This window comes from Prevotella sp. P5-92, assembly GCF_002251245.1.
In the GTDB taxonomy this organism is placed as follows: domain Bacteria; phylum Bacteroidota; class Bacteroidia; order Bacteroidales; family Bacteroidaceae; genus Prevotella.
The window spans coordinates 1-26,421 of the sequence record NZ_NPJG01000110.1 but is presented as its reverse complement, the minus strand read 5'-3'; the positions used below and the strand labels follow the sequence as shown (position 1 = coordinate 26,421).

At 47.3% G+C, this 26,421-nt stretch carries 27 protein-coding genes and 1 rRNA gene; 12 read left to right on the top strand and 16 right to left on the bottom strand.

What is annotated here, in order from left to right; genetic code table 11:
- Positions 1–455: 455 nt before the first annotated feature.
- The 4 genes from CIK99_RS10780 to CIK99_RS10765 all read left to right on the top strand — a co-directional run bounded on the left by CIK99_RS10780 (position 456) and on the right by CIK99_RS10765 (position 4,682).
- Positions 456–1,580: a dienelactone hydrolase family protein gene (locus CIK99_RS10780; protein ID WP_094381513.1), complete on the top strand. Its 1,125-nt coding sequence runs from the start codon at positions 456–458 to the stop codon at positions 1,578–1,580.
- 453 nt (positions 1,581–2,033) lie between these two features.
- Positions 2,034–3,254 carry a mannonate dehydratase gene (gene uxuA, locus CIK99_RS10775; RefSeq protein WP_094381512.1) on the top strand — a complete coding sequence of 407 codons (1,221 nt, stop codon included), beginning with the start codon at positions 2,034–2,036 and terminating at the stop codon, positions 3,252–3,254.
- Between the two features lie 152 nt (positions 3,255–3,406).
- Positions 3,407–4,219 (top strand): SDR family oxidoreductase, encoded by an 813-nt coding sequence (locus tag CIK99_RS10770; protein WP_094381511.1) that lies wholly within the window; start codon positions 3,407–3,409, stop codon positions 4,217–4,219.
- Positions 4,220–4,457: 238 nt separating this feature from the next.
- On the top strand, positions 4,458–4,682 hold the full coding sequence (locus CIK99_RS10765; RefSeq protein WP_144007974.1) for a hypothetical protein: 225 nt from the start codon (positions 4,458–4,460) through the stop codon (positions 4,680–4,682).
- A 60-nt stretch (positions 4,683–4,742) separates the two neighbouring features.
- Here the strand turns inward: CIK99_RS10765 and buk are convergent, their stop codons facing one another.
- Both buk and CIK99_RS10755 read right to left on the bottom strand, forming a co-directional pair.
- The gene (gene buk, locus CIK99_RS10760; RefSeq protein WP_094381509.1) at positions 4,743–5,801 is read right to left on the bottom strand and encodes a butyrate kinase; all 1,059 of its coding nucleotides are present in this window, start codon (positions 5,799–5,801) and stop codon (positions 4,743–4,745) included.
- Positions 5,798–6,703, bottom strand: a complete 906-nt coding sequence (locus CIK99_RS10755; RefSeq protein ID WP_094381508.1) for a phosphate acyltransferase — start codon at positions 6,701–6,703, stop codon at positions 5,798–5,800. The genes buk and CIK99_RS10755 overlap by 4 nt, the downstream gene beginning before the upstream one ends.
- Before the next feature lie 129 nt (positions 6,704–6,832).
- Here CIK99_RS10755 and tsaB point away from each other — a divergent pair, with 129 nt between their 5' ends.
- The 8 genes from tsaB to CIK99_RS10715 are packed head-to-tail and all read left to right on the top strand — an operon-like array spanning position 6,833 to position 14,659.
- Entirely contained in the window at positions 6,833–7,522 is a 690-nt protein-coding gene (gene tsaB / locus CIK99_RS10750; RefSeq protein WP_094381507.1) for a tRNA (adenosine(37)-N6)-threonylcarbamoyltransferase complex dimerization subunit type 1 TsaB, read from the top strand.
- A 60-nt stretch (positions 7,523–7,582) separates the two neighbouring features.
- Entirely contained in the window at positions 7,583–8,194 is a 612-nt protein-coding gene (locus tag CIK99_RS10745; protein WP_094381506.1) for a DUF4290 domain-containing protein, read from the top strand.
- A gap of 19 nt (positions 8,195–8,213) precedes the next feature.
- Entirely contained in the window at positions 8,214–9,524 is a 1,311-nt protein-coding gene (murA, locus tag CIK99_RS10740; protein WP_094381505.1) for a UDP-N-acetylglucosamine 1-carboxyvinyltransferase, read from the top strand.
- A 2-nt stretch (positions 9,525–9,526) separates the two neighbouring features.
- A complete protein-coding gene (rimM, locus tag CIK99_RS10735; RefSeq protein WP_094381504.1) occupies positions 9,527–10,057 on the top strand; it encodes a ribosome maturation factor RimM in 531 nt (176 codons plus the stop codon).
- A gap of 17 nt (positions 10,058–10,074) precedes the next feature.
- Entirely contained in the window at positions 10,075–11,235 is a 1,161-nt protein-coding gene (locus CIK99_RS10730) for a 1-deoxy-D-xylulose-5-phosphate reductoisomerase (protein ID WP_094381503.1), read from the top strand.
- Between the two features lie 35 nt (positions 11,236–11,270).
- Positions 11,271–12,647 (top strand): RIP metalloprotease RseP, encoded by a 1,377-nt coding sequence (gene rseP / locus CIK99_RS10725; protein WP_094381502.1) that lies wholly within the window; start codon positions 11,271–11,273, stop codon positions 12,645–12,647.
- Complete coding sequence (locus CIK99_RS10720; RefSeq protein WP_094381501.1) at positions 12,629–13,510, top strand: DMT family transporter; 882 nt, start codon at positions 12,629–12,631, stop codon at positions 13,508–13,510. The genes rseP and CIK99_RS10720 overlap by 19 nt, the downstream gene beginning before the upstream one ends.
- A gap of 30 nt (positions 13,511–13,540) precedes the next feature.
- Positions 13,541–14,659: a helix-turn-helix domain-containing protein gene (locus CIK99_RS10715; RefSeq protein WP_094381500.1), complete on the top strand. Its 1,119-nt coding sequence runs from the start codon at positions 13,541–13,543 to the stop codon at positions 14,657–14,659.
- A 454-nt stretch (positions 14,660–15,113) separates the two neighbouring features.
- On the opposite strand, the gene tsf is transcribed toward CIK99_RS10715, so the two are convergent.
- The 14 genes from tsf to rrf form a co-directional block, all read right to left on the bottom strand.
- Complete coding sequence (gene tsf, locus CIK99_RS10710; RefSeq protein ID WP_094381499.1) at positions 15,114–16,112, bottom strand: translation elongation factor Ts; 999 nt, start codon at positions 16,110–16,112, stop codon at positions 15,114–15,116.
- A 69-nt stretch (positions 16,113–16,181) separates the two neighbouring features.
- Entirely contained in the window at positions 16,182–16,985 is an 804-nt protein-coding gene (rpsB, locus tag CIK99_RS10705; RefSeq protein WP_094381498.1) for a 30S ribosomal protein S2, read from the bottom strand.
- A 129-nt stretch (positions 16,986–17,114) separates the two neighbouring features.
- A complete protein-coding gene (rpsI, locus tag CIK99_RS10700) occupies positions 17,115–17,501 on the bottom strand; it encodes a 30S ribosomal protein S9 (RefSeq protein WP_094381497.1) in 387 nt (128 codons plus the stop codon).
- Positions 17,502–17,511: 10 nt separating this feature from the next.
- Positions 17,512–17,973, bottom strand: coding sequence for a 50S ribosomal protein L13 (gene rplM / locus CIK99_RS10695; RefSeq protein ID WP_094381496.1), 462 nt, complete (start codon positions 17,971–17,973; stop codon positions 17,512–17,514).
- Between the two features lie 219 nt (positions 17,974–18,192).
- Complete coding sequence (locus tag CIK99_RS10690; RefSeq protein ID WP_094381495.1) at positions 18,193–18,825, bottom strand: porin family protein; 633 nt, start codon at positions 18,823–18,825, stop codon at positions 18,193–18,195.
- A 29-nt stretch (positions 18,826–18,854) separates the two neighbouring features.
- Positions 18,855–19,892, bottom strand: a complete 1,038-nt coding sequence (gene gldN, locus CIK99_RS10685; RefSeq protein ID WP_094381494.1) for a gliding motility protein GldN — start codon at positions 19,890–19,892, stop codon at positions 18,855–18,857.
- Positions 19,893–19,937: 45 nt separating this feature from the next.
- Positions 19,938–21,503 carry a gliding motility protein GldM gene (gene gldM / locus CIK99_RS10680; RefSeq protein WP_094381493.1) on the bottom strand — a complete coding sequence of 522 codons (1,566 nt, stop codon included), beginning with the start codon at positions 21,501–21,503 and terminating at the stop codon, positions 19,938–19,940.
- 2 nt (positions 21,504–21,505) lie between these two features.
- Entirely contained in the window at positions 21,506–22,285 is a 780-nt protein-coding gene (gldL, locus tag CIK99_RS10675) for a gliding motility protein GldL (protein WP_094381492.1), read from the bottom strand.
- A 1-nt stretch (position 22,286) separates the two neighbouring features.
- On the bottom strand, positions 22,287–23,735 hold the full coding sequence (locus tag CIK99_RS10670) for an SUMF1/EgtB/PvdO family nonheme iron enzyme (RefSeq protein WP_094381491.1): 1,449 nt from the start codon (positions 23,733–23,735) through the stop codon (positions 22,287–22,289).
- Positions 23,736–23,789: 54 nt separating this feature from the next.
- Positions 23,790–24,746, bottom strand: coding sequence for a type IX secretion system membrane protein PorP/SprF (locus tag CIK99_RS10665; protein ID WP_371591026.1), 957 nt, complete (start codon positions 24,744–24,746; stop codon positions 23,790–23,792).
- A 42-nt stretch (positions 24,747–24,788) separates the two neighbouring features.
- Positions 24,789–25,010 (bottom strand): DUF2795 domain-containing protein, encoded by a 222-nt coding sequence (locus CIK99_RS10660; RefSeq protein WP_021852076.1) that lies wholly within the window; start codon positions 25,008–25,010, stop codon positions 24,789–24,791.
- A 51-nt stretch (positions 25,011–25,061) separates the two neighbouring features.
- On the bottom strand, positions 25,062–25,625 hold the full coding sequence (locus CIK99_RS10655; RefSeq protein ID WP_094381489.1) for a cob(I)yrinic acid a,c-diamide adenosyltransferase: 564 nt from the start codon (positions 25,623–25,625) through the stop codon (positions 25,062–25,064).
- A 6-nt stretch (positions 25,626–25,631) separates the two neighbouring features.
- Positions 25,632–26,120 carry a hypothetical protein gene (locus CIK99_RS15610; protein WP_216822802.1) on the bottom strand — a complete coding sequence of 163 codons (489 nt, stop codon included), beginning with the start codon at positions 26,118–26,120 and terminating at the stop codon, positions 25,632–25,634.
- A 177-nt stretch (positions 26,121–26,297) separates the two neighbouring features.
- Positions 26,298–26,410 (bottom strand): 5S ribosomal RNA (gene rrf / locus CIK99_RS10645).
- Between the last annotated feature and the right edge of the window lie 11 nt (positions 26,411–26,421).

Genomic DNA, 26,421 nt, shown 5'->3' with positions numbered 1-26,421 from the left:
AGTTTTGCTTGTCTTCTTTTCGCAACACTAAGGTAAGTGAAAATTCTGACATGGCAAAATCCTGGGCAACTTTTTGTTGCTCAGGCACTTATAAATAATGTTAAACTATAGTGTTGCGGAATTAAGGTAAAAAAGGTGGAAACGCTTGGTAGTGTAGTTTTTTGTTTGTATATTTGCATCCGTATAACAACAACTACTATCAAAAATCAACAAATATGAAAAAACGATATACTACTTTTTGGGGATGTTTGCTTGCCATAGGCTTTGCTTACGCGAAAACATTACCCTACAAGAACGTGTCCTTACCCCCGCAACAAAGGGCTGACGACCTCATCGCTCGACTGACATTCAAAGAAAAGGTCAGCGTAAAGGTCAGCGACGTGGATCCTATGGAAGGTGTGGAGAACGTGCAGATGCATATACACAACAATGCCGACAAGGACCATAAGAAGGTAATGGTAAACATCCCCGCTACGGCGACAGCGGCACAGAAACGGAAGAAATATGAGTTCATGCGCAACCTGCCAGTATATGCCGACTCGCTCATTGCCGACCTCACTTATCCTATGGCTTGGGGCAACAGCAAGGTGAAGAACTTCGTGAAATGGAAGCGTATGGCGCGGCAAAAAGTGTTCGACTGCATGCTCATGCCGCCACCTCCACCAGCCGACGGCTACAAGGCGAAGGTGATCAGTGAGGAACGACGCGACGGCTATACGGCACGTAAGATTGAAATCAGCCTGTCGAGATACTATACAGTGCCTGCATACGTGTTAATACCTGACGGCAAAGGACCATTCCCTGCCGTCAATCTTCTTCACGACCATGGAGCCCACCTCTTTATAGGCAAGGAGAAGATGATTCGTCCTTTGGCGTGTGAAGACCCTGACGTGAAAATTGATGCGGAGGAATGGGCTGTCGGCTACGAGGGACAGTTCTTCGGCGACTATCTCGCCCGCAATGGCTATGTGGTGCTATCAACCGACGCTCCGATGTGGGGCGAGCGTGGACAGAAGGAAGGCGCGAGAAGGGACAGATACGACATGATTGCAGGCAACATGATGATGTATGGCATCGACCTCAGCGCGTGGATGACCTACGACGACATTGCCGCCACCGACTATCTCGCCTCGATGCCGGAGGTCGATAGCGGCAGGATTGGCTGTACAGGATGGTCGATGGGAGCCTACCGTGCGTGGATGCTGTCAGCCTTAAGCGACCACATCAGCGCGGGAGCAGCAGTGTGCTGGATGGTGACCACCGACGAGCAGATGTCGTTTAAGTACGACCGCACCGAGAACGGCGGCTTTGCGAATTGCATCCCCGGCTTGCGTTGCTGGCTTGACTATCCCCACGTGGCAAGCATAGCCTGTCCGAAGCCGATGCTCTTCATCAACGGCTCGCAGGACAAACTTTTCCCCGTGGCAGGAGTGAAGAAGGCGTTTCGTATAATGCACGACACATGGGCGAGCCAGGGAGCCGGCGACAAGCTTGACACCCAACTATGGGACATGCCCCACAGCTGCGGAAAGAAGTCCCAGCAGCACGTCCTCGACTTCTTCAACAAGCATCTTCGATAATAATTGCAGCACTGCCAATGCCATTCGGTTTCATTGCTGATAAGGTTAATAACCCTGCGACACTAAGGTTATTAATCTTGCGGCATTAAGGTTATTAATCTTACTGCCAATGAAGACAATATAACAAGAGAGCCTATATGTCAGCTAATCATGACATATAGGCTTCCAAAGTCTATCTAAAATGTATTCATCTTGGTACCCATAATGATTAATTCTCTCTTGTAATAATGATATTGTCGCCCGATTACAATTAATAGTCTTGATGGTCTTCAGATTGGTACATCGCAGTTCGATACAGCCAAAACATACTTTATGACATTTGTATTTGATACATATACTTTAGAATTTGTATCTATTATTCTTTTTTAGTAATAAAAAACAAGGTGGAAAGAGAAAAAAACACTATCTTTGCGCGGTTTAAACTGAAAGATATAACGATAATAATAAAAAACAATGGAAAGAACTTGGAGATGGTTTGGCAAGAACGATAAAATCACTCTTGCCATGCTAAAACAAATCGGTGTCGAAGGCATCGTAACGGCATTGCACGACGTACCGCTCGGCGAAGTATGGACACGCGAGAAGATACGCGACCTCAGAGAATATATCGAGTCTTACGGTATGAGATGGTCGGTGGTGGAAAGTCTGCCCGTGGTGGAGACCATAAAGTATGGCGGACCAGACCGCGACGAACAGATCGAGGTGTATAAGACTTCTATGCGCAATCTCGCCGCTGAGGGTGTGAAGTGTATTTGCTATAACTTCATGCCTGTGCTTGACTGGGCACGTACCGACCTTCTGCACGAGAATCCTAACGGCTCGTCAAACCTGTATTTCTCTTATGCCGAATTTGCCTATTTCGACATCTATATCCTCAAACGCGAGGGCGCAAGAGAGGAATGGGCTGCCTTCAACCGCTTCCCAGGACGTGACGTGCTGGCCGAGGCTGACGAATTGGCGAAGACAATGACTCCCGAGAAAGACCATAAGCTTGTGGAGAATATCGTGATCAAGACGCAGGGCTTCGTAAGCGGCAACTTCCACGAGGACGACGAGCATCCTATAGAACTGTTCCGCCAGTTCCTCGACCTTTACAAAGGCATCGACAAGGACAAGCTACGCGAGAACATGAAGTATTTCCTTGAGGCTATCATGCCTGTGTGTGAGGAAACGGGAATAAACATGTGCGTGCATCCCGACGACCCACCAATCCCCGTGCTCGGACTGCCACGTATAGTAAACTCTGACGAGGACATCGAATGGTTCCTCTCTGCTGTTGACAATCCCCATAATGGCCTCTCGTTCTGCGCTGGTTCGCTCAGCGCGGGAATCCAGAATGATGTTGTCGGACTTGCCCGCAAATATGCAAGCCGCACACACTTTGTCCACCTGCGCTCATGCCACATCTTCCCTAATGGCGACTTCACAGAGGCGTCGCATCTCGGCGGACGTGCCGACATCATCGAACTGTGTCGCATATTTGAAAAGGAGAACCCGAATCTGCCAATGCGTGTTGACCACGGAATGACGATGCTGGGAGACGAAAGCCGCGGATATAATGCTGGATATTCGTTCTTAGGACGTATGTTTGCACTCGGACAAGTACAGGGCATACTCGCCACCGTAGATCGTGAACTGGGCATTGAATACAAACAGCCAGGATTCTTTGATTGAAAGATAACTTAGTTGACAAGGAGTTAGCTTGGGCTTGCGAAAAAACAAGTTGACGAGTTGACAAGTTGTGTATCCAAGCGTAACAACGGAAATATAACAAACAACTTGTTTACTCGTCAATCGTCAACTCATTAACTTATAAAAACATACTTATGGAAAATTTATTTGACATAAAAGATAACGTTACCGTAATAACGGGCGGAACGGGCGTGCTGGGTCGCGCCATCGCAAAGTATCTGGCTCTCAACGGAGCCAAAGTCGTAATTCTCGGACGTAAGGAAGAAGTGGGCCAAGAAATAGTCGCCGACATCAAGGTGACTGGAGGACAATGCGAATTCCTTAAAACCGACGTAATGAACCAAGAGGTGGTACAGCAAAACTGTGACTATATAGTAGAGAAATATGGACGTATCGACACGTTGCTCAACGCTGCCGGAGGCAATATGAAAGGAGCAACCATCGCACCCAGCCAAAACTTCTTCGACCTCGAGGCATCGCAGTTCCAGACTGTGCTCAACCTTAACCTCACTGGCACCGTCATTCCTACACAGGTATTTCTGAAGCCAATGGTGGCACAAGGCAAGGGCTCGATCATCAACTTCTCGTCGATGGCTGCCTTCCGTCCAATGACACGTGTATGCGGCTATGCAGCTGCAAAAGCTGGCATCAGCAACTTCACTGCATTCATGGCTACAGAATGTGCAAAGAAGTTTGGCGAAGGCATACGCGTAAATGCTATTGCGCCAGGATTTTTCATCACCGAGCAGAACCGCTCGCTGTTGACCAATCCCGACGGCACGTTCACACAGCGCGGACAGGACGTTATCAGACAGACTCCATTCGGACGCATGGGCGACCCTGAAGAGCTCTGCGGCACTATCCACTACCTGATGTCTGACGCATCAAAGTTTGTCACCGGTACAGTAGCAGTGGTTGATGGTGGCTTCAATGCATTCGCAATGTAATTAAGTTGACACACATCAAAAGTTGACGAATAACAAGTTGATAAAATGTCAAGTCGTTCGTTCATTTTTATCAACTCGTATTCGTCAACTAGTTATACATTACCTACAAACGGAACAAAATGGATTTGTCAATGATTAATCTTTGTTAAAATTTCAGGGGAGGGGGATTTTTTTTGGAAATTATTTCATACCTTTGCCAACAGATATATACTTATCTAAAAAACAAAATAACTATACTATGCACATAGGGAAAAGAATAAAGGAAGTGTTGGAATTACAGGGACATAACGTTGTTTGGCTTGCCTCCCAAATTTCATGTGAGCGCTCGAACATCTACAACATGTTCAAGCGCGATAATATTGGTGTCGATCTTTTGCAGAAGGTATGTTGCGCACTTGGTCATGACTTCTTCAAAGAGTTGTCGAACGACTTACAAGCAACAGAGGGATTCTCCAAGAAGTAATCGTTGTGATAGAGAAAACTGTAATGTATCGACCACGATGGTAGAAACATAACTTGAGCATTAGCAATACTCTTTTACCTTTATTTTGCCATTCAAGACACCGAAAGCATTGAAAGCCAACGACTCTATCTCATTTTCTCCTGGAAGAATGAAGACGGGAGCCAGACGTTCTACACGCTGACGCAGTATCGTCATGCAATAATTGCTGTGAGCAATGCCACCAGTGAGGATGATAGCATCTACAAAAGCATCGAGGGCAACAAACATGGCACCAATTTGTTTGGCGATGGTATAAAGCATGGCATTGAGAAGGGTGTTGTGCGGCTCCTCTCCTTTCTCTGCTTCAGCCGAAATAGTAATCATATCGTTAATACCTAAATATGCTGTCATACCGCCTCGTCCCTGTATCATCTTCATGATATGCTGACGGGAGTATTTACCGCTGAAACACATCTCGACCAATTGTCCGGCCGGGATAGTACCAGCACGCTCGGTGGAGAAAGGACCTTCACCATCAAGGGCGTTATTCACATCCACCACTCTGCCTTTACGGTGAGCACTTACAGATATTCCTCCGCCGATATGGGCTACGATAATATTCAGATCCTCGTAGTTCTTTCCTATGGCAGAAGCGTAACGGCGCGACACTGCCTTGCTGTTGAGGGCATGAAACACCGACTTGCGGCGAATATCAGGAATACCAGTAAATCGCGCAATTTCGTCCATTTCATCGACCACAACGGGGTCTGCGATATATGCGTCGCAACCTGCTTCCCTTGCCAGTTCGTCGGCCAGCAATGCGCCTAAATTACAGGCATGGTCCATGGCGGCATGACGCAGATCGTGCTTCATGAGTTCGTTGACACGATAGACGCCTCCCTCGAGCGGTTTCAACAGTCCACCACGCGCTATGACAGCGTCGAACTTAATGGGGAGTTCGGAATCTGCTATGCGCTTACGGATAAACTGCATGCGATATTCGTATTGGTCGCATGCGGTAGCAAACCTGTTGAGTTCGTGGACGGGATGATGGGCGCCAGACATCCACACGGGACGACCGTCGCGGTATATGGCCAACTTCGTGGAAGTGGAGCCTGGATTGATTACTAAAACTTTCATTGCAAGCAAGCTAAAGTTAAACTACTGAACTTTGATTCTACGCTATCGGCACGTGATGAAACCACCACAGGCACTTCTGTTCCCACAAGCCATCCCGCAGTAATGGCATCGGCAAAGAGAGAAATGGTCTTGTAAAACGTGTTGCCGCTCTCAATATTTGGAAAGATGAGAATGTCGGCATTGCCCACCACCGGAGAGACAATACCTTTTATCATTCCGCTTTCAGCGTCGCATGCGGTCTTCACATCCATTGGTCCGCCGATCACGACATCGCCATACCGGCCATTCTCTGCCCTGCGGATAATCTCCTGATAAGACAACGTATGCTCGAATTTTGGATTTACCTTTTCCGAGAAATTTATCAACGCTACTTTTGGACGTGACACGCCTATCTTCCTGCACGCCTCGACACAATAGCTAACGATAGCGTCAAACTGTCCGAGCGTGGGACGCGGGATGACGGCAGCGTCAGAAAACACCAAGGGTTTTTCACGACCGGGAATGTGTGAGACGGCGATATGAGACATCACACGCCCTGATTCAAGTATGCCCGTCTGCTTGTCGAGTGCGGCACGCAGCAGCACGTCAGTATTGAGCGATCCTTTCATCAAAATGTCGGCTCGATGCGCTTTCACCTCGGCCACAGCCTTACGTGCCGCGTCCTCAGCATCGGCACACGACACGACTGTCACCCGCTCTTGATATGCGGCTACGGCATTGGCAAAAGACGGCTGAAGGTCAGCATGGGCAAAAAGCGTAAATCTCGCCAATCCACATTCGAGAGCCTTGACTATCACCTCTTGAGTGTGCGCGTCGTGAGGACAAGCTAACGCCACTTTTTTCATTTTGTATCCGTCGCCATGATGGTGATGAAAAGACAGAAAATCCATAGGTTGTTTCATAGAAGTATTGATTTTTGGTGCAAACTTACACAAAATATTTGAATATATATAGTTAATTTCTTATAAATCTGCCATTTTTGGCGGAAAAAGCAGTAAATTTGCGACTTGATACAAAGAGATTATCAAATTATGTCGTGTATTTTACATATTGAAACAAGCACTAACGTATGCTCAGTGGCTGTCAGCGAAGACGGCCAATGCATTTTCAGTAAAGAAGATTTCAATGGGCCAAACCATGCCGTGGTACTTGGCTCGTTTGTTGACGAGGCCCTTTCCTTTGCCGACAGTCATGCCATTCCCGTGGATGCCGTGGCAGTGAGCTCAGGACCTGGCTCATATACGGGACTTCGCATAGGCGTATCGATGGCAAAAGGCATCTGCTATGGTCATGGAATCAAGCTCCTTTCTGTCCCGACGCTGAAACTTATGTGCGTACCCATCCTCCTGCGAGAGATGATAGAAGACGCCGCCTTGCTATGCCCAATGCTCGACGCAAGGCGCATGGAGGTATATGCAGCCATCTTCGACCGTTCACTGAGAGAGATAAGACCCACACAGGCCGACATCGTGGATGAAAACACATACAAAGTTCTGCTCGACCGACAGCCCATCTACTTCTTCGGCAACGGAGCTGAGAAGTGCAAGGAGGTAATCAGACATCCTAACGCCCGCTTCCTGGCAGATATCCATCCCCTTGCAAAATGGATGATGCCTTTGGCTGAGAGAAAAATGATGAACGGAGAATATGAGGACGTGGCATACTTTGTGCCATATTACTTGAAAGACTTTGTGGCAAAAATGCCGAAGAAGCTATTATAAGCACTCTGTCAAATAATCAAGGTGGCGACATAGCACAACCACCACAAAACACATATAGAAATGAAAACAAACGGATTGGACTACAATACAAAGAGAGAAGAGCTCGTGCTCCCGGAATATGGAAGAGAGATTCAAAACATGGTGGACCACGCAATCAGCATTCCTGACAAGAAGGAACGCCTCAGATGCGCACACACCATAGTGAAAATGATGGCGACGAAAGCGCCTCAGATGCTCGACGACGAGGATTATTACAAGACCCTCTGGGACCATCTATATCTCATAGGCAGGAAAAAGCTCGACATCGACTGGCCATACGACATCAGCAATGCAGAACACATTCTCCAAAAGCCAGAACCAATGGCCATCCCGGGAAAGACTTACAGCATAAGATTCAGGCACTACGGAAGACTTGTCGAGGAGCTCGTCGAAAAACTCAAAGAGATGGAGCCAGGAGACGAACGCGACCAACTCACCGCAATAACCGCCAACCAAATGAAGCGCGACCTCATACAATGGGGACACGGCTCAATAGACGACGAGAAAGTGGCAGACGATCTGGCGCGCCTTACCGACGGCGTAATACAACTCGACCTTGGTAAGTTTAAGTTCTGCAAGATAACAAAAGACGATCTGCAGCAGCAACAAGGCAAGAAAAAGAAAAAGAAGTAACTCTCATATTCACACACAAATGGCAGCATTCATAATTGAAGGCGGACACGCCCTCTCAGGAGAGATAAGACCTCAAGGAGCAAAAAACGAGGCTCTGCAGGTAATCTGCGCCTCACTGCTCACTGCAGAGGAAGTGACGATAGAAAACATCCCCGATATCCGAGACATCAACAACCTTATCCTGCTGTTGAAAGACATCGGAGTGAAAGCCGTGAGACTGGACAAGAACAAATACTCATTCAAGGCTGACAAAGTGAACCTCGACTACCTCGAGAGTGACGAGTTCGTAAAGAAATGTGCGTCGCTAAGAGGTAGCGTGCTGATGATAGGTCCATTGCTCGCCAGATACCATAAGGCTATCATTACTAAACCAGGTGGCGACAAGATAGGCCGACGCCGTCTCGACACTCACTTCCTCGGATTTAAATATCTCGGCGCAAGATTCCGCCATATTGACAACAGGAACGTGTATGAGATAAATGCCGACCACTTGAAAGGATGCAACATGCTACTCGACGAAGCCTCGGTCACGGGTACTGCCAACATCATCATGGCCGCTGCCATGGCTGAAGGAACGACAACGGTATATAACGCCGCCTGCGAACCTTATATACAACAGCTATGCAAGATGCTGAATAGCATGGGGGCAAAGATAAGCGGCATAGCCAGCAACCTGCTCACCATCGAGGGTGTAGAGACACTGCACGGCACAACACACCGCATCCTGCCCGACATGATTGAGGTGGGATCGTTTATCGGCATGGCTGCCATGGTGGGTGACGGGATAAGGATAAAAGACGTCTCGGTGCCAAACCTCGGCATCATTCCCGAGGCGTTTAGAAGACTCGGCGTGCAGATTGACATCGAAGGCGACGACCTCGTCATACCACACCAGAAACACTTGGTGATAGACTCGTTTATTGACGGCACCATCATGACGCTGGCAGATGCGCCATGGCCAGGACTGACTCCCGACTTGCTCTCTGTACTCATCGTCGTGGCGACCCAGGCGCGCGGCAGCGTGCTCTTCCACCAAAAGATGTTTGAGAGCCGTCTGTTCTTCGTCGATAAACTCATAGACATGGGCGCACAGATCATCCTATGCGACCCACACAGGGCCGTGGTGGTGGGACACGACCACATGCGCACTCTCAGAGGCGGCAGGATGGCCAGCCCCGACATTCGTGCAGGCATCGCCTTGCTCATAGCGGCAATGAGCGCCACCGGAACCAGCCGCATTGACAACATCGAACAGATTGACCGTGGTTACGAGAACATCGAAACCCGACTCAATGCATTAGGCGCGAAAATAGAAAGACTCCCCAACTGACAATGATAAGAAAGGAAGAAGTATTTAAAATAGGCAAAATAGGCAAGCCTCACGGCGTGAAAGGCGAAGTGGGACTGCGCTTTTCCGACGACGTGTTCGACAGGGTTGATGCCGAATATCTCATTCTCGACATCGACGGTATCCTCGTGCCTTTCTTCATGGAAGAGTACAGGTTCCGTAGTGACGAAAATGCCCTCGTGAAATTCTGCGATATCGACTCTCTCGAAAGAGCGGCTGAGATAACCGGATGCGACGTCTTTTTCCCACGCTCGCTGGCCGACGAGGACGATGGGGAGATGACATGGAGCCAAATAGTGGGCTACACGCTCATCAACACCACGGGAGACGACGGTAAGGAAGACATGGGTGAGGCAGTGGGAGAGATTGTTGATGCCGACGACTCCACGGAAAACGTGCTCCTTACCCTCGACAACGGACAACTCATCCCCGCAGCCTACGATCTCATCGTAAATATCGACCATACAAGGCGACTGCTCATAATGCAACTGCCGGAAGGTCTTCTACAAATATGACAAAAGGATAAATACTAATGGATAAAAAGAAACAAATAGCCATATTGGGGTCAACAGGCTCCATCGGCACACAAGCGCTCAAGGTGATAGAGGAACACAGCGATCTCTATGAGGTATATTGCCTCACAGCCAACAACAGAGTGGAAGAACTTGCCGCACAGGCCATCAAGTTCAAACCGGCGGCAGTGGTAATTGCCAATGAGTCGCACTACGATCGACTCACATCGCTGCTTTCCAGTGAGCCAGACATCAAGGTATATGCCGGTACAAAGGCCATCGACGAGATCGTCGAGGCGCAACCCATTGACATGGTGCTGACAGCCATGGTGGGCTTCGCAGGACTCTCGCCCACAATACACGCTATAAAGGCTCACAAGACCATCTGCCTGGCCAACAAGGAGACACTCGTGGTAGCTGGCGCTCTCATATGTCAGCTGGCACAGCAAAACCATGCGGCCATCCTGCCCGTTGACAGCGAACATTCGGCCATCTTCCAAAGCATCGTGGGCGAAGGTGACAACGAGATTGAGAAGATACTGCTTACGGCAAGCGGAGGTCCGTTCCGCACGTTTACCATGGAGCAGTTGGCCAACGTCACACAAGCCGATGCTTTGAAGCATCCCACGTGGAACATGGGCAAGAAGATCACCATCGACTCAGCATCGATGATCAACAAGGGATTTGAAGTGATTGAGGCAAAATGGCTCTTCGGCATCGATGCCGACAAGATAGAAGTGCTTGTACATCCGCAGTCTATCGTACACAGCGCCGTACAGTTTGCCGACGGAGCCGTGAAGGCGCAACTCGGCGTGCCCGACATGCGTCTGCCGATACAATATGCCTTCTCGTTCCCAAAACGTTTCAACCTCACAGGCGACCGCCTCGACCTCTTCAGCCGTCCGCTGGAGTTCTTCAAGCCCGACCTTGAGAAATTCCGCTGCCTTGCATTGTCGTTTGAAGCCATCAGAAAGGGAGGCAACATGCCTTGTATCCTCAACGCCGCTAACGAGATAGTCAACAAGGCGTTTCTCGAAGACCGCTGCGGATTCCTCCAAATGGCAGACGTGATAGAACAGGCCATGAACACCGTATCTTTCGACACCAATCCTGACTACGATGTTTATGTGGCCACCGACAAAGAGGCAAGAAGAGTAGCAAAAGAATTGCTCAAATTATAAGTAACGATTTATTCATCTAATATAATTTATCATTTATGGAGATTTTCCTCATCAGAGCACTGCAGTTTGTTCTGGCAATATCAATCCTGATTCTTATACACGAAGGCGGACACTTCATGTTTGCCAAAATCTTTGGCATACGCGTAGAGAAGTTCTTCCTCTTTTTCGACCCATGGTTCCACATCTTCCAGTTCAAACCGAAAAAAAGCGACACCACCTATGGCATAGGCTGGCTACCTCTCGGAGGATACTGCAAGATAGCTGGCATGATAGACGAGAGTTTTGACACCGAACAGATGAAACAGCCTGCCCAACCTTGGGAGTTCCGCACCAAGCCCGCATGGCAACGCCTGCTGGTAATGATTGGTGGCGTGCTGTTTAACTTCCTCCTTGCCCTGTTTATTTATTCAATGATCCTGTTCCATTGGGGCGACACTTATATCCCTGTGAAGGACATGACACACGGCATGAGGTTCAATACCGAAGCTAAAGCTCTCGGATTCAAGGACGGTGACATCCTCGTCGGTACCGACAAGGGGGAGTTCAAGGACTTCAGTGCCGACATGTTCCGCGACCTGTCTGAAGCAAAATATGCCGACATCATACGCGACGGCAAGCAACAACGCATCACCCTGCCGGGAGAGATCAACCTCCTTGGCATGCTCAAGACTGACCCGCCTTTCTGCCGCCCGCTCATTCCATGCGAGGTGGATTCGGTGGCGAAAGGTTCTCCGGCTGAACAGGTGGGACTGGCAAAAAACGACCGCATTATTGGCATCAACGGCAAGACAGTTGGGTCGTTTAATGAGTTTACCGAACATATTGGACGACTCAGCGACATGATGGCTGTGGCTAAGTCTCCAGCAGACAGCATGAAAGCCCGCAAGGCGGTACTCGTGGTGGAGAAAGCAGGGACAAAAGCGCTCGACACACTCAACGTGACACTCACTCCACAACTCACCGTTGGATTCTTCTGTCGTCCGCTGCAGATGCTCTACGAACCCAAAACCGTGGAATACGGATTCTTCGAGAGCATTCCTGCCGGCATATCTTACGGCATCGGCGTACTCTCAGGATATGTTGATGACCTGAAATATGTCTTCTCTGCCGACGGAGCAAAATCACTCGGAGGCTTTGGAGCCATTGGAAGCCTCTTTCCCGCATCGTGGGATTGGTACGTATTCTGGAAAATGACGGCGTTCATCAGCATCATGCTTGCCTTCATGAACTTGCTTCCCATTCCCGCACTCGACGGCGGTCACGTCCTTTTCCTCATCTACGAGATAATCACGAGACGCAAGCCCAGCGAGACGTTTATGATACGTGCTGAATATGTCGGTTTCGGTATCCTTATCTTGCTCATGGTAGTCGCTAACCTCAATGACGTATTGAGATGGCTCGGCTACATGTAGGAGAAAACAAGGCGTTCATCCAACTCCATCTAAGCGTGTTTCTGGCTGGTTTCACCGGTCTCTTCGGCAAACTGATTACGCTCAACGAGGTTGACATAGTCTGGTATCGCATGTTTTTCACCTCGCTGATACTTATGGTGTTCACCGGATTACCTCGCGTAGGATGGAAGAAGTTCCTGCAGATAGCCGGATGCGGCGCACTGTTGGGACTTCACTGGATGCTGTTCTACTGTTCGATAAAGGCGAGCAACGTGTCTATCGGTGTGGTGTGCTTTGCACTCGTGGGATTCTTTACCGCCATCTTCGAACCGATGATATTTCGCCGCCGCGTGTCTTGGGCAGAGCTCTTGCTCTCGCTCATCACCGTTGCTGGCTTACTTTGCATCTTCTCGTTCGACGCACGCTATCGTTACGGCATATCCATCGGCGTGGTGTCGTCGGCTGCGTGCGCCCTCTATGCCATATATAACAAGAAGGTGAGCGTGGGCGTTCGCTCGCGGACAATGCTCATGTATCAGATGAGCGGTGGTATCTTTGGCGTGAGCATCATCATTCCATTTTACCTGATGGTATTCCCTGCCGGACAAGATGTCATTGTCATACCTGCAGGTTCTAACCTATGGTGGATGCTCTGCCATGCCCTGTTCTGTACCATCGGCATGTACCTGTTACAGATCCAAGCACTGAAACAGCTCTCTGCCTTCACAGTCAATCTCACCTATAATCTTGAGCCGTGTTACACCATTCTTCTTGCTTTCCTCTTCTTTGGGGAGGTACGTGAGCTCAACCTCTCGTTCTATGCGGGCATTGCCCTCGTCATCCTCAGCGTAGTGCTGCAGACTTTGAGAGGAAGAAAACATTAAGCACAAACACAACATATAAAAAATAAAGGTATGAATTGGTCTCTATACAGTTATTCGGCAACTCTCATTGCTATAGTCACATCGGTCATCGTTGCCATTGTCAGATGGTTTCATCTCTGCCATCCATACGATCAGAATCCAGACTATTTCTATCCTTCACGCAGGTTCGTCACCGGATATTTCTTTGCCGTCCTCCTACTCACTCCGTATCTGTTCCACTGGGATAGTCCAGACACGTGGCTATTTACGAGATGCTTCTATATCATCTATATCCCCTCGTTCGGCGCCGTGGCTTTGCAAAACTATTTTTTCATCGACATCAGAAGGAGAATAATACACTATTGTGCCATAGGCCTGATACCAAGCATTCTGTTTCTCCCGTTGTTTATCCTGGCCTGCATTGGAGATAACTATCTTGAAGACTACTACACGTTAGTCTCTGTCACGGCTGTCATCGTCTCACTGCTTGTGCTGACGGACCTAACATTTATCACCACTAATCTTTTCAAGCGCATAAAGGATTTCCTCTACGGCGAATACTCTAACGAAGACGACTTTCCTATCCACTTCGCAAAAGGAGTCGTCTTCCTGCCGTTGTCGCTCTGGACATTGTCGTTCATCGTATTCATTGCTGACAATGAGACAGTTCTTGCCTGTCTGAATATCATTCTTTCTGTCGTATCAGTGGGTATCCTCATTTTCATTCTCCATCCTCATCGTACGGAATGCCATTCCATTGAGAACACAATGGCTAAGACCATCAACAATTCCCAGGGCAGTCAAAGCGAGAAATTGGAAGACATAGACAACATTCAGTCTAATGTAGAGATGACAGAAACAATGCTCAACCAAATTGAAAAACAGATACGCAAAGCAGTAGAAGGACAAAGACTTTTCCTCGACTCACGCTTCAAGCGCGAAGATCTTGCACGGTGCATCGGCACCAACCGCACATATCTCTCCATCGTGTTCCGCAAGCGTTTCTCCTCTTTCTATAGTTATATCAACACTCTGAGAATTGAATACTCCATTCATTATCAGGAAGAGCATCCAGAGGCCAATAATCTCGAGATTGCCATTGCCAGCGGCTTTGGTTCCGTGCGTAGCTATTTGCGTATCAAAATGCTTTTTGAGAGTAGAGAATTATAGATTTTGTTACACGAAAGGTGGATAAATACATCACTAAAGTGGATTTTTGATTGGTTATCACACCTTTTTGTCTAATTGGCACTCCTTTTTGTCTAATTGTCATCAGTATTTCTCAACTAATTCATAACTTTGCACACGACAAAGATAAAAGGACATTATGAGTGTATAATAAGGCATAAGGTTGATCAATCATTTATTCACTTATCATTTTGATGTAAGCAGGAAAGAAGAGAACAGGTTTACCCTACTTTTCCTGCTTACTTTTTTTTGTAATAAAGATGCTATGGATAAAGATGCACAATGAAGCCATAAGAGAGGGCAACAACGTTTATGCAGAAGTATGAATAAAAGCCAATTAAGACGGAGTAAGCATTGGGTAACGTCAAAAAAAAGAAGGAGACCATCACCGAATAACTATTCGATGCGGTCTCCTTATTATACTAGTGAGTAAGTTTTATTCTGCAGCGAGAGTGAAACGCTTGAAGTCAACTACTGTAAGCTCCTTGTCAGCAGCTTTCAGATAGTCAGCAACAGAAAGCTTGCTGTCCTGAATGAACTCCTGGTTCAAGAGGCAAGACTCCTTGAAGAACTTGTTCAGACGACCCTTTGCGATGTTCTGAATCATAGCCTCAGGCAGATTTGCAGCTTTCTCTGCAGACACTGTAGCAATTATTTCCTTTGCCTTAGCAACCTGCTCAGCAGTGATCCATCCCTTGCCCATGTTAGACTCCATGTGATCCTCAGAGTCAACGTGTGCTGGGTTGATACCAGCCTTCTTCAGAGCGGCCTCAACAGCCTTCTGAACCTGCTCCTGCTTAGTCTTCTCTACAGCCACACGAATCTCCTCGTCGATAACAGACTGAGGAACTGACTCTTGGTTGAGTGCTACTGGCTTCATGGCAGCTACCTGCATTGCAATAGCGTGACCCTGCTCCTTAGCCTCCTTATTGGTCTGAACCATTGTGCAGAGAGTGTGCTTGCCCATGTGATCGTAAACCTCAACATTGTCGCCTTCGATGAAGTTGTAGCCATCGAGCTCCATCTTCTCTCCAGTGATACCTGAACGAGCAACTACAGCATCCTGAACCTTTGTTCCATCAGCAATAGTCAGTTCCTTAACCTCGTCGAGGCTCTTAGCCTTTGCTGCAACGGCAGCATCGAGAATATCCTGTGTCAGCTTTACATAATCAGCTCCGTTGGCAACGAAGTCAGTCTCACACTTCAAGGCTACGATAGCTGCAAAACCCTCAACAGCCTTAACGAGAACACAACCATTAGAAGTCTCGCGGTCAGAACGCTTTGCAGCTATAGCCTGACCCTTCTCACGGATAATTTCCATTGCCTTGTTAAAGTCACCCTCACTCTCAGTGAGAGCCTTCTTGACATCAGCGAGTCCAGCACCAGTCATAGTGCGGAGCTTCTTGATGTCTTCCATATTTGGTTTGTAAGCCATAAATCTTTTGTATTAATAATTTGAAAATTGGAGAATTGAACAAATAAAGAATTCTACATCCTTCATTTATTACTCTTCATTTGCTTCTGCGGGAGCATCCTTGCGAGCCTTGCGAGCGCCGCGCTTCTTGCCCTCAGCAGCCTCTTCACCCTGAGCCTCGGCAGCCTTCTCGTCAGCCTTCTCTACCTTACGCTCCTCCAATCCTTCTGCGATAGCGCCACAGCAAGCGTTGAGGATGATTTCTACGCTGTCTTTTGCGTCGTCGTTAGCTGGGATGATGAAGTCGATGTCCTTTGGATTAGAGTTGGTGTCAACGATACCGAACACCGGTATGCCCAGGCGGTTAGCTTCCTTCACTGCGATAGACTCCTTGCAAACGTCGATAACGAAGAGTGCAGAAGGCAGACGTGTAAGGTCTGCAATAGAACCGAGGTTCTTCTCCAACTTGGCGCGCTGGCGAGTGATCTGCAGCAACTCACGCTTAGAGAGGTTTGAGTATGTACCATCGTTCATCAGCTTGTCGATGTTCGCCATTTTCTTGACAGCCTTGCGGATTGTCGGGAAGTTGGTGAGCATACCGCCTGGCCAACGCTCGATAACGTAAGGCATGTTTACGCTGGCAGCCTTCTCAGCTACCACGTCCTTAGTCTGTTTTTTAGTAGCGACGAACAATATTTTCTTACCTGACTTTGCTATCTGCTTGAGAGCCTCTGCAGCTTCGTCAATCTTAGCTACGGTCTTGTGCAAGTCGATGATGTGAATACCATTACGTTCGGTGTAAATATAAGGAGCCATTGCTGGGTTCCACTTGCGGCGGAGGTGGCCAAAGTGACAGCCAGCCTGAAGCAACGCATCAAAATTTGTTCTTGACATTGTCTTAAATGCTTAAATTTGTTGTTTACTTTCTTTTTTAATTCTGTTTGTTAGAACCAACTGGCGGGTAGTCCTCTCCCGATTATATCGAGGAGTCGAGCCAGTTTAGATACTAAACGATAGCCAATATTAACGCTTACTGAACTGGAAGCGACGGCGTGCCTTTGGCTGACCTGGCTTCTTACGCTCAACAGCACGTGAGTCACGAGTGAGGAAGCCCTGATCCTTGAGTGCCTTCTTGTCCTCGGCGTTTATCTTTACCAATGCGCGGGCAATAGCGAGGCGGAGGGCCTGGCTCTGACCTGTGAAACCGCCACCGTCGAGGTTAGCCTTGATATCGTATTTTTCAGCTACCTGAAGCAGTTCCAGAGGCTGCTTTACCACATACTGAAGGATAGCTGATGGGAAAAACTCTGTTAAGTCTCTCTTATTGATCGTAATCTTACCTGTACCTTCGCTAACGTACACACGTGCTACAGCACTCTTTCGGCGACCAATTGCATTAATTATTTCCATTCTACCTTAATTATTTATACTGGTTAATATCTATTGACTTTGGCTTCTGAGCCTCCTGCTTGTGCTCTGTTCCCTCATATACATAGAGGTTGTCCATCAAGCTGCGACCAAGAGGACCCTTTGGCAACATACCTTTTACGGCGTGACGGATGATCTTGTCAACACCGCCCTCGCGTTTGCGAAGTTCTGCTGGAGTGTTGAAACGCTGACCACCTGGATAGCCAGTATAACGTGTGTAAACCTTATCAGTCTCTTTCTTACCAGAGAACACAACCTTAGCTGCGTTGATAATGATTACGTTGTCTCCACAATCTACGTGGGGAGTGAAAGTTGGCTTGTACTTTCCGCGGAGGAGCTTAGCTACCTTTGAGCAGAGGCGACCAACAATCTGGTCGGTAGCGTCGATTACTACCCACTCCTTCTGAGCTGTTTCCTTATTGACGGAAATAGTCTTGTAACTTAAAGTGTTCATTTTTAATTTTTAAATTTTACTACTAAAAAACATTTCTTTCTTATTTGGACGCTGATTCACTAACCGCCATGCCCGGCCAAAGGCATTGCTATTAACACAGCAATCCGAGGGGCTCTAAGTCTTCCCCTAAATAATCGGACTGCAAAGGTACTAACTTTTCACCTAATAGAAAAAGAAAGTACCCTTGCAGCCCGAAATATTTATGTTTATTTAACTAAATCAGAAGTAATAAGCGGCAGAAATCTGCCATGCATTAGTTTTTATGTTGGTAATTTCTCGACCTCGGTTGCCACCGGCATAGTCTTCGGTGATGGTATAGCTGTCCTTAGTTTGGATGTTATATGTGAAACCGAGTTCAAGATGTTTCAGCAGGCTGAGTCCGGCTCCGACGTTGATGCTCACGTTCATGTTCTCCTTCTTGTAAGAATCACTGTCCCAAGTGTCGCTGAAGTCGCCCAAGGCGAAACCGAACTGTGGACCTGCGGCAAGATATATGCCGGCAAGACTGCCAAGACCGATATTCCAACGCAGGTTTACAGGAACGTTAATGCTCTTGAACTTCACGTCATTACTTTTCTTACCAACCATATCTTCAATATAGAGAGTTCCCTTGCGCTCATCGTATAACGCGGCGGCATCTACTCCAAGGCCTACAATAGGAAGGGTAAACTTTATCGTAGGGCCAATAAAGAAGCCATTGTTGTTGTCTGCAGAATATACATCTGACGAAACACTCATCTTTGTGACGTTAAGTCCTCCCTTGACACCGAACTTCACCTGTGCCATAGACGGGATTGCTGCCATCATCATGCACAATGCGGCAACTGCTGTTATTAGTCTATTACTTTTCATAACTATTTAATAAAATAAAACTACATATTTTAATGTCTCTCCCTTCTCACGGTGACCCTTGCAGCTCCGCCGCCCGAGGACGAGCTTCTTGGAGTCTTGGCTTTCTTTACCTTTTCAGAAGAGGACGAACTCCTGCGCGAGGTCTTGGCTTTCTTCACCTTCTCTTTCGTCATCTTCGGGTCGAGCTTGGCTATGCTGTCGAGCGAGTCTTTCTTTGCCTGGTCGCCATAGAGGTTCTTCTGGAAATCAGCCAATTCCTTCTCTATCTTCTTCTGTTCCTTTACCATGTCCTCGTCGGTAGGACAATACTGGGCCAGTGTTCGTCCGAGGAGGTTGTTGGTCTTATATATCTTGCCGTCATAGCGTGTCAGTGTAAAATAGTCGTCGATACTCATCACTGCGGCATTGTTAGTGCTGCTGGCCTGTATCATCTGACGGCTGAGATACGAGGATACGTCGCTATATTTCACCCAGAACAAAGGGTACTTCGATGGTTCGCCGCCAAAATCGTCGTCGCGCACCATAATTGGACAGAACGCTATCACTTTCCGGCGGAACGTGGAATTTGACTCATCATAATACGCGCTCTCTTTCAGGTAGTAGGACTTAACCTCTGCCGACGGTATATCGCTGTTGTCCACTCTCACTTTCCCGTCTTTCATCTCATAGAAGATGTGGTAGTTGTCCAATATCGTCTTGATGTCCACCTTCGACGAATCGCTAAACACCTCGCTTCCGTCGAGACGGTACTCGTAAACCGGGATATAGCCAAACAACGCCAACTTAAAGACATAAGTAAAGAGGTTCATCTCTTTACCCACCGGCTCTACGGGATAATACAACGACGCATTAGCCTCTTTAGTAAGGTCGAGTTCACGATAGATATCGCGTCTCCAAACCACATCCTCTGGCATACCGACAGCCGTCGGAAACATCTCACGTGCCCTTATTGTCATACCATTGGAAGGCGCACTCTTTTTCTTAGTGTCGTTCTTGCGTGACTTCGGTTGGGCCATAGCCGTGCCGAATGCGAATATGATTGCTATTAATAAGACTATTCTCTTCATATTGTTCTGTCGTTATTGATTATTATATCTGGGATCTTTCCCTCGTCACTTTACAATGACTTCCATCGATGTCGTCAGTTTTCGCTGTATCCCATCCGGGCCAATTGCCGTGACCCTGGAAATATAGAAACGTCTGTTGCGCTGCAACTTACGGAAAGTGTCTTTCTGACGCGCTGAGAAACGCGACCCTTCGCTCACCATCGGCACTGCATTTCCCATGTTGTCGAAGAAGACGGTCTCAAAGCTCAACACCTTAAAGCCTATATCAAGGATGCCGTCGTCAATAGCAGCCCCTATGCCGTCCACGGCCATAAGATTGGCTTTAGACATCGCTCCTCCACGATAGCGCATGGGATTGCCGTGCTCGTCGCTCAGGGAGATATATGCAGTAGGATCGGGGAGTTTCCTTACATGGAACGTAAACTGTCCCATTTGCTGGGCACGACCTGTATTGGTAGAAGAAACCGTAATTGTAACATCCTTACCCACCGAGGTCGGACGAGCAATATACCTACCGGCTCCCACAGGCTGTAGCGTTCCTCCTGTCATCGTGGCTTGTACCTTATTTAACGGCACACCCGGGACACTGACGCTTATCGGATTGCTATATCCGGCATAAAGCACATTCATCAGGTCGGCCGACACGGTAGCGGAAGGATCTACCACAGTATATTTCTGGCTGAAATCGCGCCTTATCCTTTCGCCACTGCCGTTTAGCATCTCTATATATCCTGCAAGGGTGAAGTCTCCAGTACGTCCGCATACAGTCTCATAAAGTCCGTCAGGCAAGGTCATCTTGCGGTTGCCTATATATATGTCCGGCACTTGGGTCGTATCTACGGCTGCCATTACTATATGTGCGGAAAGCTTGTCGCCTCGCACTATAGTTTGGGCATTTGGTATGACAAATGCCTTCAGAGAGTTTACCCTAATGTCCTTCACATCAATGTTTGACACGAGGGAATGAAGCACTTCCCCTTCTGCATACCTGATGTCTGACTGTAACTTCGACAAAAGCGTGACGGCACCCGACACTGGCATGTCCTCAAACATATATTCTTGCCAGTTCTTGCCCATCGTCAAGGCGTTGTCGGGAAGTTGCGTGGTGAGGTTGCTGGATATGATCTTGCGCTGCGACTCGTCGGTTGTCATCGAAAGGATTCTTTCCCTGAACGAGTTGATGGCGTCATACAACTCCTTGCCACGGCCACGCCCCGGCGCCAGCATCACTTGGTTGGCCGACTCCAGGTCTTCCTTGTTCCTTATATCGTGTATATCACCCTTCTCTCCGTCAGCCTCTTTTACGATAGCAATCTTCAACTCCTCGGCAAAATTGTATAACGAGTCGCTCATCTTCTTCACCACCTGCGCCTTTTCGTACCATTGTTGCACCTTGGCGGGATTCGACTTTAGCTGTTCCACGAAAGAGTTGTATATACGCTGGTTTTCCTTCGAGGCGTTCGCCGTAGTGCGATTTATGCTTGCCTCGACGATTGAAAAGCCATTGAGCACCTCTGTTGACACGTTTAGCGCCAACATTGCCATCAGGACGACATACATGAGGTTTATCATCTTTTGGCGTGGAGATACAGGACGTTTTTTTATTGCCATTCCTAAGCTTTAACTTTTATTGCTTCTATCATGCGAGCGTATATCTTGTTCAGCTCGGTTATCTGTTCTGCCATCTTCTTCGATTGCTCGTTGATCTCGTCGATGGTGCCTATTTGAGCGCTGGCGCTCTTCAACTGCATCTCATAGACTCGGCTGATGCCTGTCAACGTGCGGTTGAGGTTTTCCATTTCCTCCGAGTCGCGTGTCAGACGCTGGCTTTGGTCGGCGACTTGCTTCAACATCTCAGACAGGTTGTTCAGTTCTGTGATGTAGCTATCTGTTGCTTCCTTCATTCCTGTAGAAGAGAACACTTCCGATAAGTCTGGCGCAGCCTGTGGCACAACAGATGACACAGATGACACACATGCCGCATCTGGCATCACCGCATCACCCGCATTGGCTGACACTATGGCTGCTCCGCCAACTACTGCTCCTGCCGGCATAGCTACGCCCACAACTGTTCCACCTGCAACCGCTCCAAAAGATGTGTTCGGAGCATTCTCAGAAGACTCATCCTCAGTATGCAAGGCAAGATCCATCCCGTCTGCTGTCTTGTCAAACGGGCGGTCAAAGGCTGAAAGGAAAAACACCACCACCTCTGTTCCCATTCCCAGATACAACATTATGTTGGCACCAGGCAAATGAGTCAACTTAAACAGTGTTCCGAGGATAACGATAGACGCGCCCCAACTATAGGCATAATTCAGAAACGTCTGTCCAGGCACGCTGTCCATCCATTTCTGCAGAAGATATACTATATTATATTTACTATATGCTGTCATATCACTTCTTTGATTTTTTTGATTTCTGACTCGTTGTATTTGCAAGGCTACGCACACACCGGAATCCAATATAAGAGCGCGGCTGATTTTGATATTCCGAAGAACGCCACGCCGAACGAATATGCGACTCAGGGTCTTTCCACGAACCTCCACGCACGCTTTTCTTCTTCAGTCTGTATGGGTCTTCTATTGCCGCGTTGTACTTTAACTGCGGGTTGATGTCGTTCATCGCCTCCACGCCGGCTTCAGTATATACTGTGCTCGTCCACTCTGCCACATTACCCGCCATGTCGTAAAGTCCATTACTGTTGGGCTGATAGATACCCGTGCGGCTGGTTATCAGGTTCCCGTCTTTCGTATAGTTCCCGTTGTCGGGCTTGAAATTAGCATAGAAGCATCCCTTTCCCGAAGCTACGTCCTCGTTGTCCCACGGGAACTCATTCTGGTCCTTGCCTCGTGCTGCATATTCCCACTCGGCCTCGGTGGGCAGCCTATACCGCTGCACATACTTTGCCGCCGCTCCCAGGCCTTTCAGCAAATAGTCGGTACGCCAAGCGCAGAAAGCGTTGGCCTGTTCCCATGTCACTCCCACTACCGGATAGTCATTGTATGCGGGATTGCTGAAATAATACCTTAGGTATGCCTCGTTGTCTGAATTAGGGAAGTCATTCACCCAACAGGTCGTATCGGGATAAACATTCACTATATATGTATTAAGGAAATCCCACGGACCGGTCAACTGTCTATTGATGGTCTGGCGGATAATCTTTCCTTCGTCGTCAATATATGCAGTGTCTTTAGATATCCACACCTGCTCATTTGGATTAACTGTAATATCTGTATTCAGGTTCCTATCGGCAGGATTAAGACGATACTTTCTTTTTGCGGCTTCTGCATAGTCGTAAATCTCATAACGATAGTTTAGCTGGCTTGCGTCAAGCAGTTTCTCGCCGGTCACTGGATTTGTTACATACAAGCTCTCAAAGGCTCGCTGCTCATCCTCGTTTGGCTTTCGGGGTAATGGCTTTTTCCAATTCAGATGCGGAGTAACAGGATCGCCGTTCTTGTCTTCCTCTATCTTATACGTCTCATCGCCGCCATAAGCCGGGTCGGCGAGACGCTCACGGAGAATAGAGTCACGCACATAGTTTACGAATTGCCTGTATTGCGAATTGGTCACTTCACGTTCGTCCATCCAAAATCCCTCTACAGATATGTCCTTGACAGGCGTCGGCCTGCCCCATAGGCTGTCCGGCTTGTCAATTCCCATCCGTAGATGACCACGCTTTATCATCGTCATCCCATAAGGAGTGGGCTCTGTAAAAGCTCTTCCCGAGACACCAGTGACCTCACCGCCTGATGACGAAACCATCTTTCCACCAAAGCATGAGGCAGCAGCTAACGAAACCGCCACTAAGAAGAAGCCTACTATAATCTTGTGAATATTCATATATATAGTCAATTATTTATTTCTTATTATCGCAACCCTTACTCCATTGTTCTTTTACAACAATCTTACGCTTTTATGAAGGTTCTTTCCTTTCTTGCCCAAATCCAGCGTCGTCTGGTATCCAATAAAGATCTCGTGACCGCCATTTCCCAAACTCATCGCTGTAGTATAAGCCTCGTAGCAATAGCCCACTTGGACTCCATGGAAATCTCCTCCGACCATTAACGACACGGAATTAGCGGGACTATAAGACAGACCTGCATACATCTTGCGTTTGTCGTTCGTATAGGTCAACCTTCCTCCCAAATCTACGCGCCATGCCACGCCATCGGTAGAAGCCAACATCGAGGGTTGTATAGATAGAAACGGATTTCTTAGCCGAATATTGTATCCCGCTGTAAAATAATAGCTGCTCGACACATCAATTTCTTGTTTTTCTCCTATTTCCACTCTCGGCGAATTGATATGTTGGGCAGATAGTCCCGCATACAAATCCCCTCGTGAATAATAGACGCCCAAACCTATGTCCATACTATTTCCCGTAACATCAGCCGTCGGGAAGGCAGGATCATCAGGAGTCTCCAAATCCAAGTCCGTGCCATTAAAGCCTTCACTCAGCAATCCCAATTTCACACCGATGCCTAACGATCCTCCAAAGAGATTTTTGTGAAACGCATATTGCACCGCAAAATTTTTGTGGGTAAACAATCCGATGTCGTCATTCATCAGCACCACTCCGACACCATGCGTCGAATTTAGGAAATAAAATGGTATGTCACCTCCGGCATAGAACGTTTGGGGATTATTTTCAAAGCCGACAAGTGACATAGAGTAAGCCGCGGTAACATTCAGCTTGTCTGTCTTTCCTACTGCTGCGGGATTAAAATATGAATCCATCGCCCAATAATGGGAAAAATGGACGTCATACTGTGCATTGGAGTACAAACAATACGTTAACGACAGTAACAATATATATATTCTAATTACCTTCAAACTTCTGGGAAAAACCACAAAGGGTCGTTCTAAGAAAGAGCGACCCTTTATTTCTACTGATTAATACTCGTCTTCGTTAAACAGGAAATCTTCCTTCGTAGGATAATCAGGCCAAATGTCTTCGATACTTTCATATACATCACCCTCATCCTCTATCTCCTGCAGATTCTCCAATACTTCCAATGGTGCGCCAGAACGAATAGCGTAGTCTATCAGTTCATCCTTTGTAGCAGGCCATGGCGCATCCTCTAATTTTGATGCTAATTCAAGTGTCCAATACATAATTATATCATTAGGGTTCTTATTTTGGGCGCAAAAGTAATAAATAATTTTCTATTTACAAGGTTTACACCAAGTTTTTTCTTCTATTTTATCAATAATATTTAGTTTTTTTGACAAAACATAAAAATAATCAGACAAACGGTTCAAATATCGCATGATCTCTTCCCCTACAATAGCTTGCTCTGACAAAGAAATGACACGACGTTCGGCTCTACGGCAAATGGTTCTACACACATGACACAATGCGCCGGCTTTTCCACCACCTGGCAACACGAAGCCTGTAGATTCTGGCAGCTCAATCAATATGCTGTCTATCTCTTTCTCTACAACTTCTATCTCTTTCACATCGAGTATGGCTGACGCATATAGCGGTGTCTGCGACTGGTCTGTGGCAAGATGCGTTCCCACAACAAAAAGATTTGATTGTATCCTGTAAAGAAACGACAGAATGGTGTCGTCTGACACCTCGGTACACAACAAACCGATATGGGCATTCAACTCATCTACTGTTCCATAAGATTCAAGACGAATGTCAGACTTACTTATCCTGACACCGCCAACAAGACTTGTCTGGCCCTTATCTCCAGTTTTAGTATATACTTTAGTTATTCTCATAGAAAATTACAAATTTAAATTATACTTAATCTTATATCTGTTCTTTTTGCATAGAATTATTCCAATATGATATAGGTCGAAAATTATTATCGACGTCCCTAGTTCCAAAAGCTCATTCCATAACGATTTGTTAGTTCCATAAATATCAGTAATCACTATTACTGTTTCATCAGTTGACAAGATACTATCTATCGAAGGATAAGCACTATCTATTGCTACGCTTCTGTTTACTGCATCTCTGTCTATCACAAACATCTTCGTTTCATTCGACTTCCAGTTAGCACTGACAATAGCCTTATTACATCCCGCTTTTATATATTCTACATATATGGGATCTACATTTGATAAAAGGGCGACCTTTTCCGGCTGCAGCCAGTTTGCCAGTCTAAGAAGGAGTTCCGCCATTCGTCGTTTGCGTCGATAAACATGTGGGAAACACTGCTCTAAGTCTGAATAAGCATAAAAAGGAGCGTGTTCATTTATTACATTCATCACAAAAGAGTAATCATTAGGGGACTGTATTCCAAATCCTCTACTGTATCTACATCTGGCAAGCCAAATAAAAAATCTCTTAATGTAGAACATATGAATGTGATAACACCTATTTCAGTAAATGATATTATGCAGAAAAGTGCTGAAGATATTTCTATCCCCAGCACTCTCGCTTCTAAAAGAAGGCGGCCTCCTACTCTCCCACATTGCATTGCAGTACCATCGGCGCAAGCGGGCTTAACTTCTCTGTTCGGAATGGGAAGAGGTGGGACCCCGCCGCAATAACCCCCTGATATAATTTTTA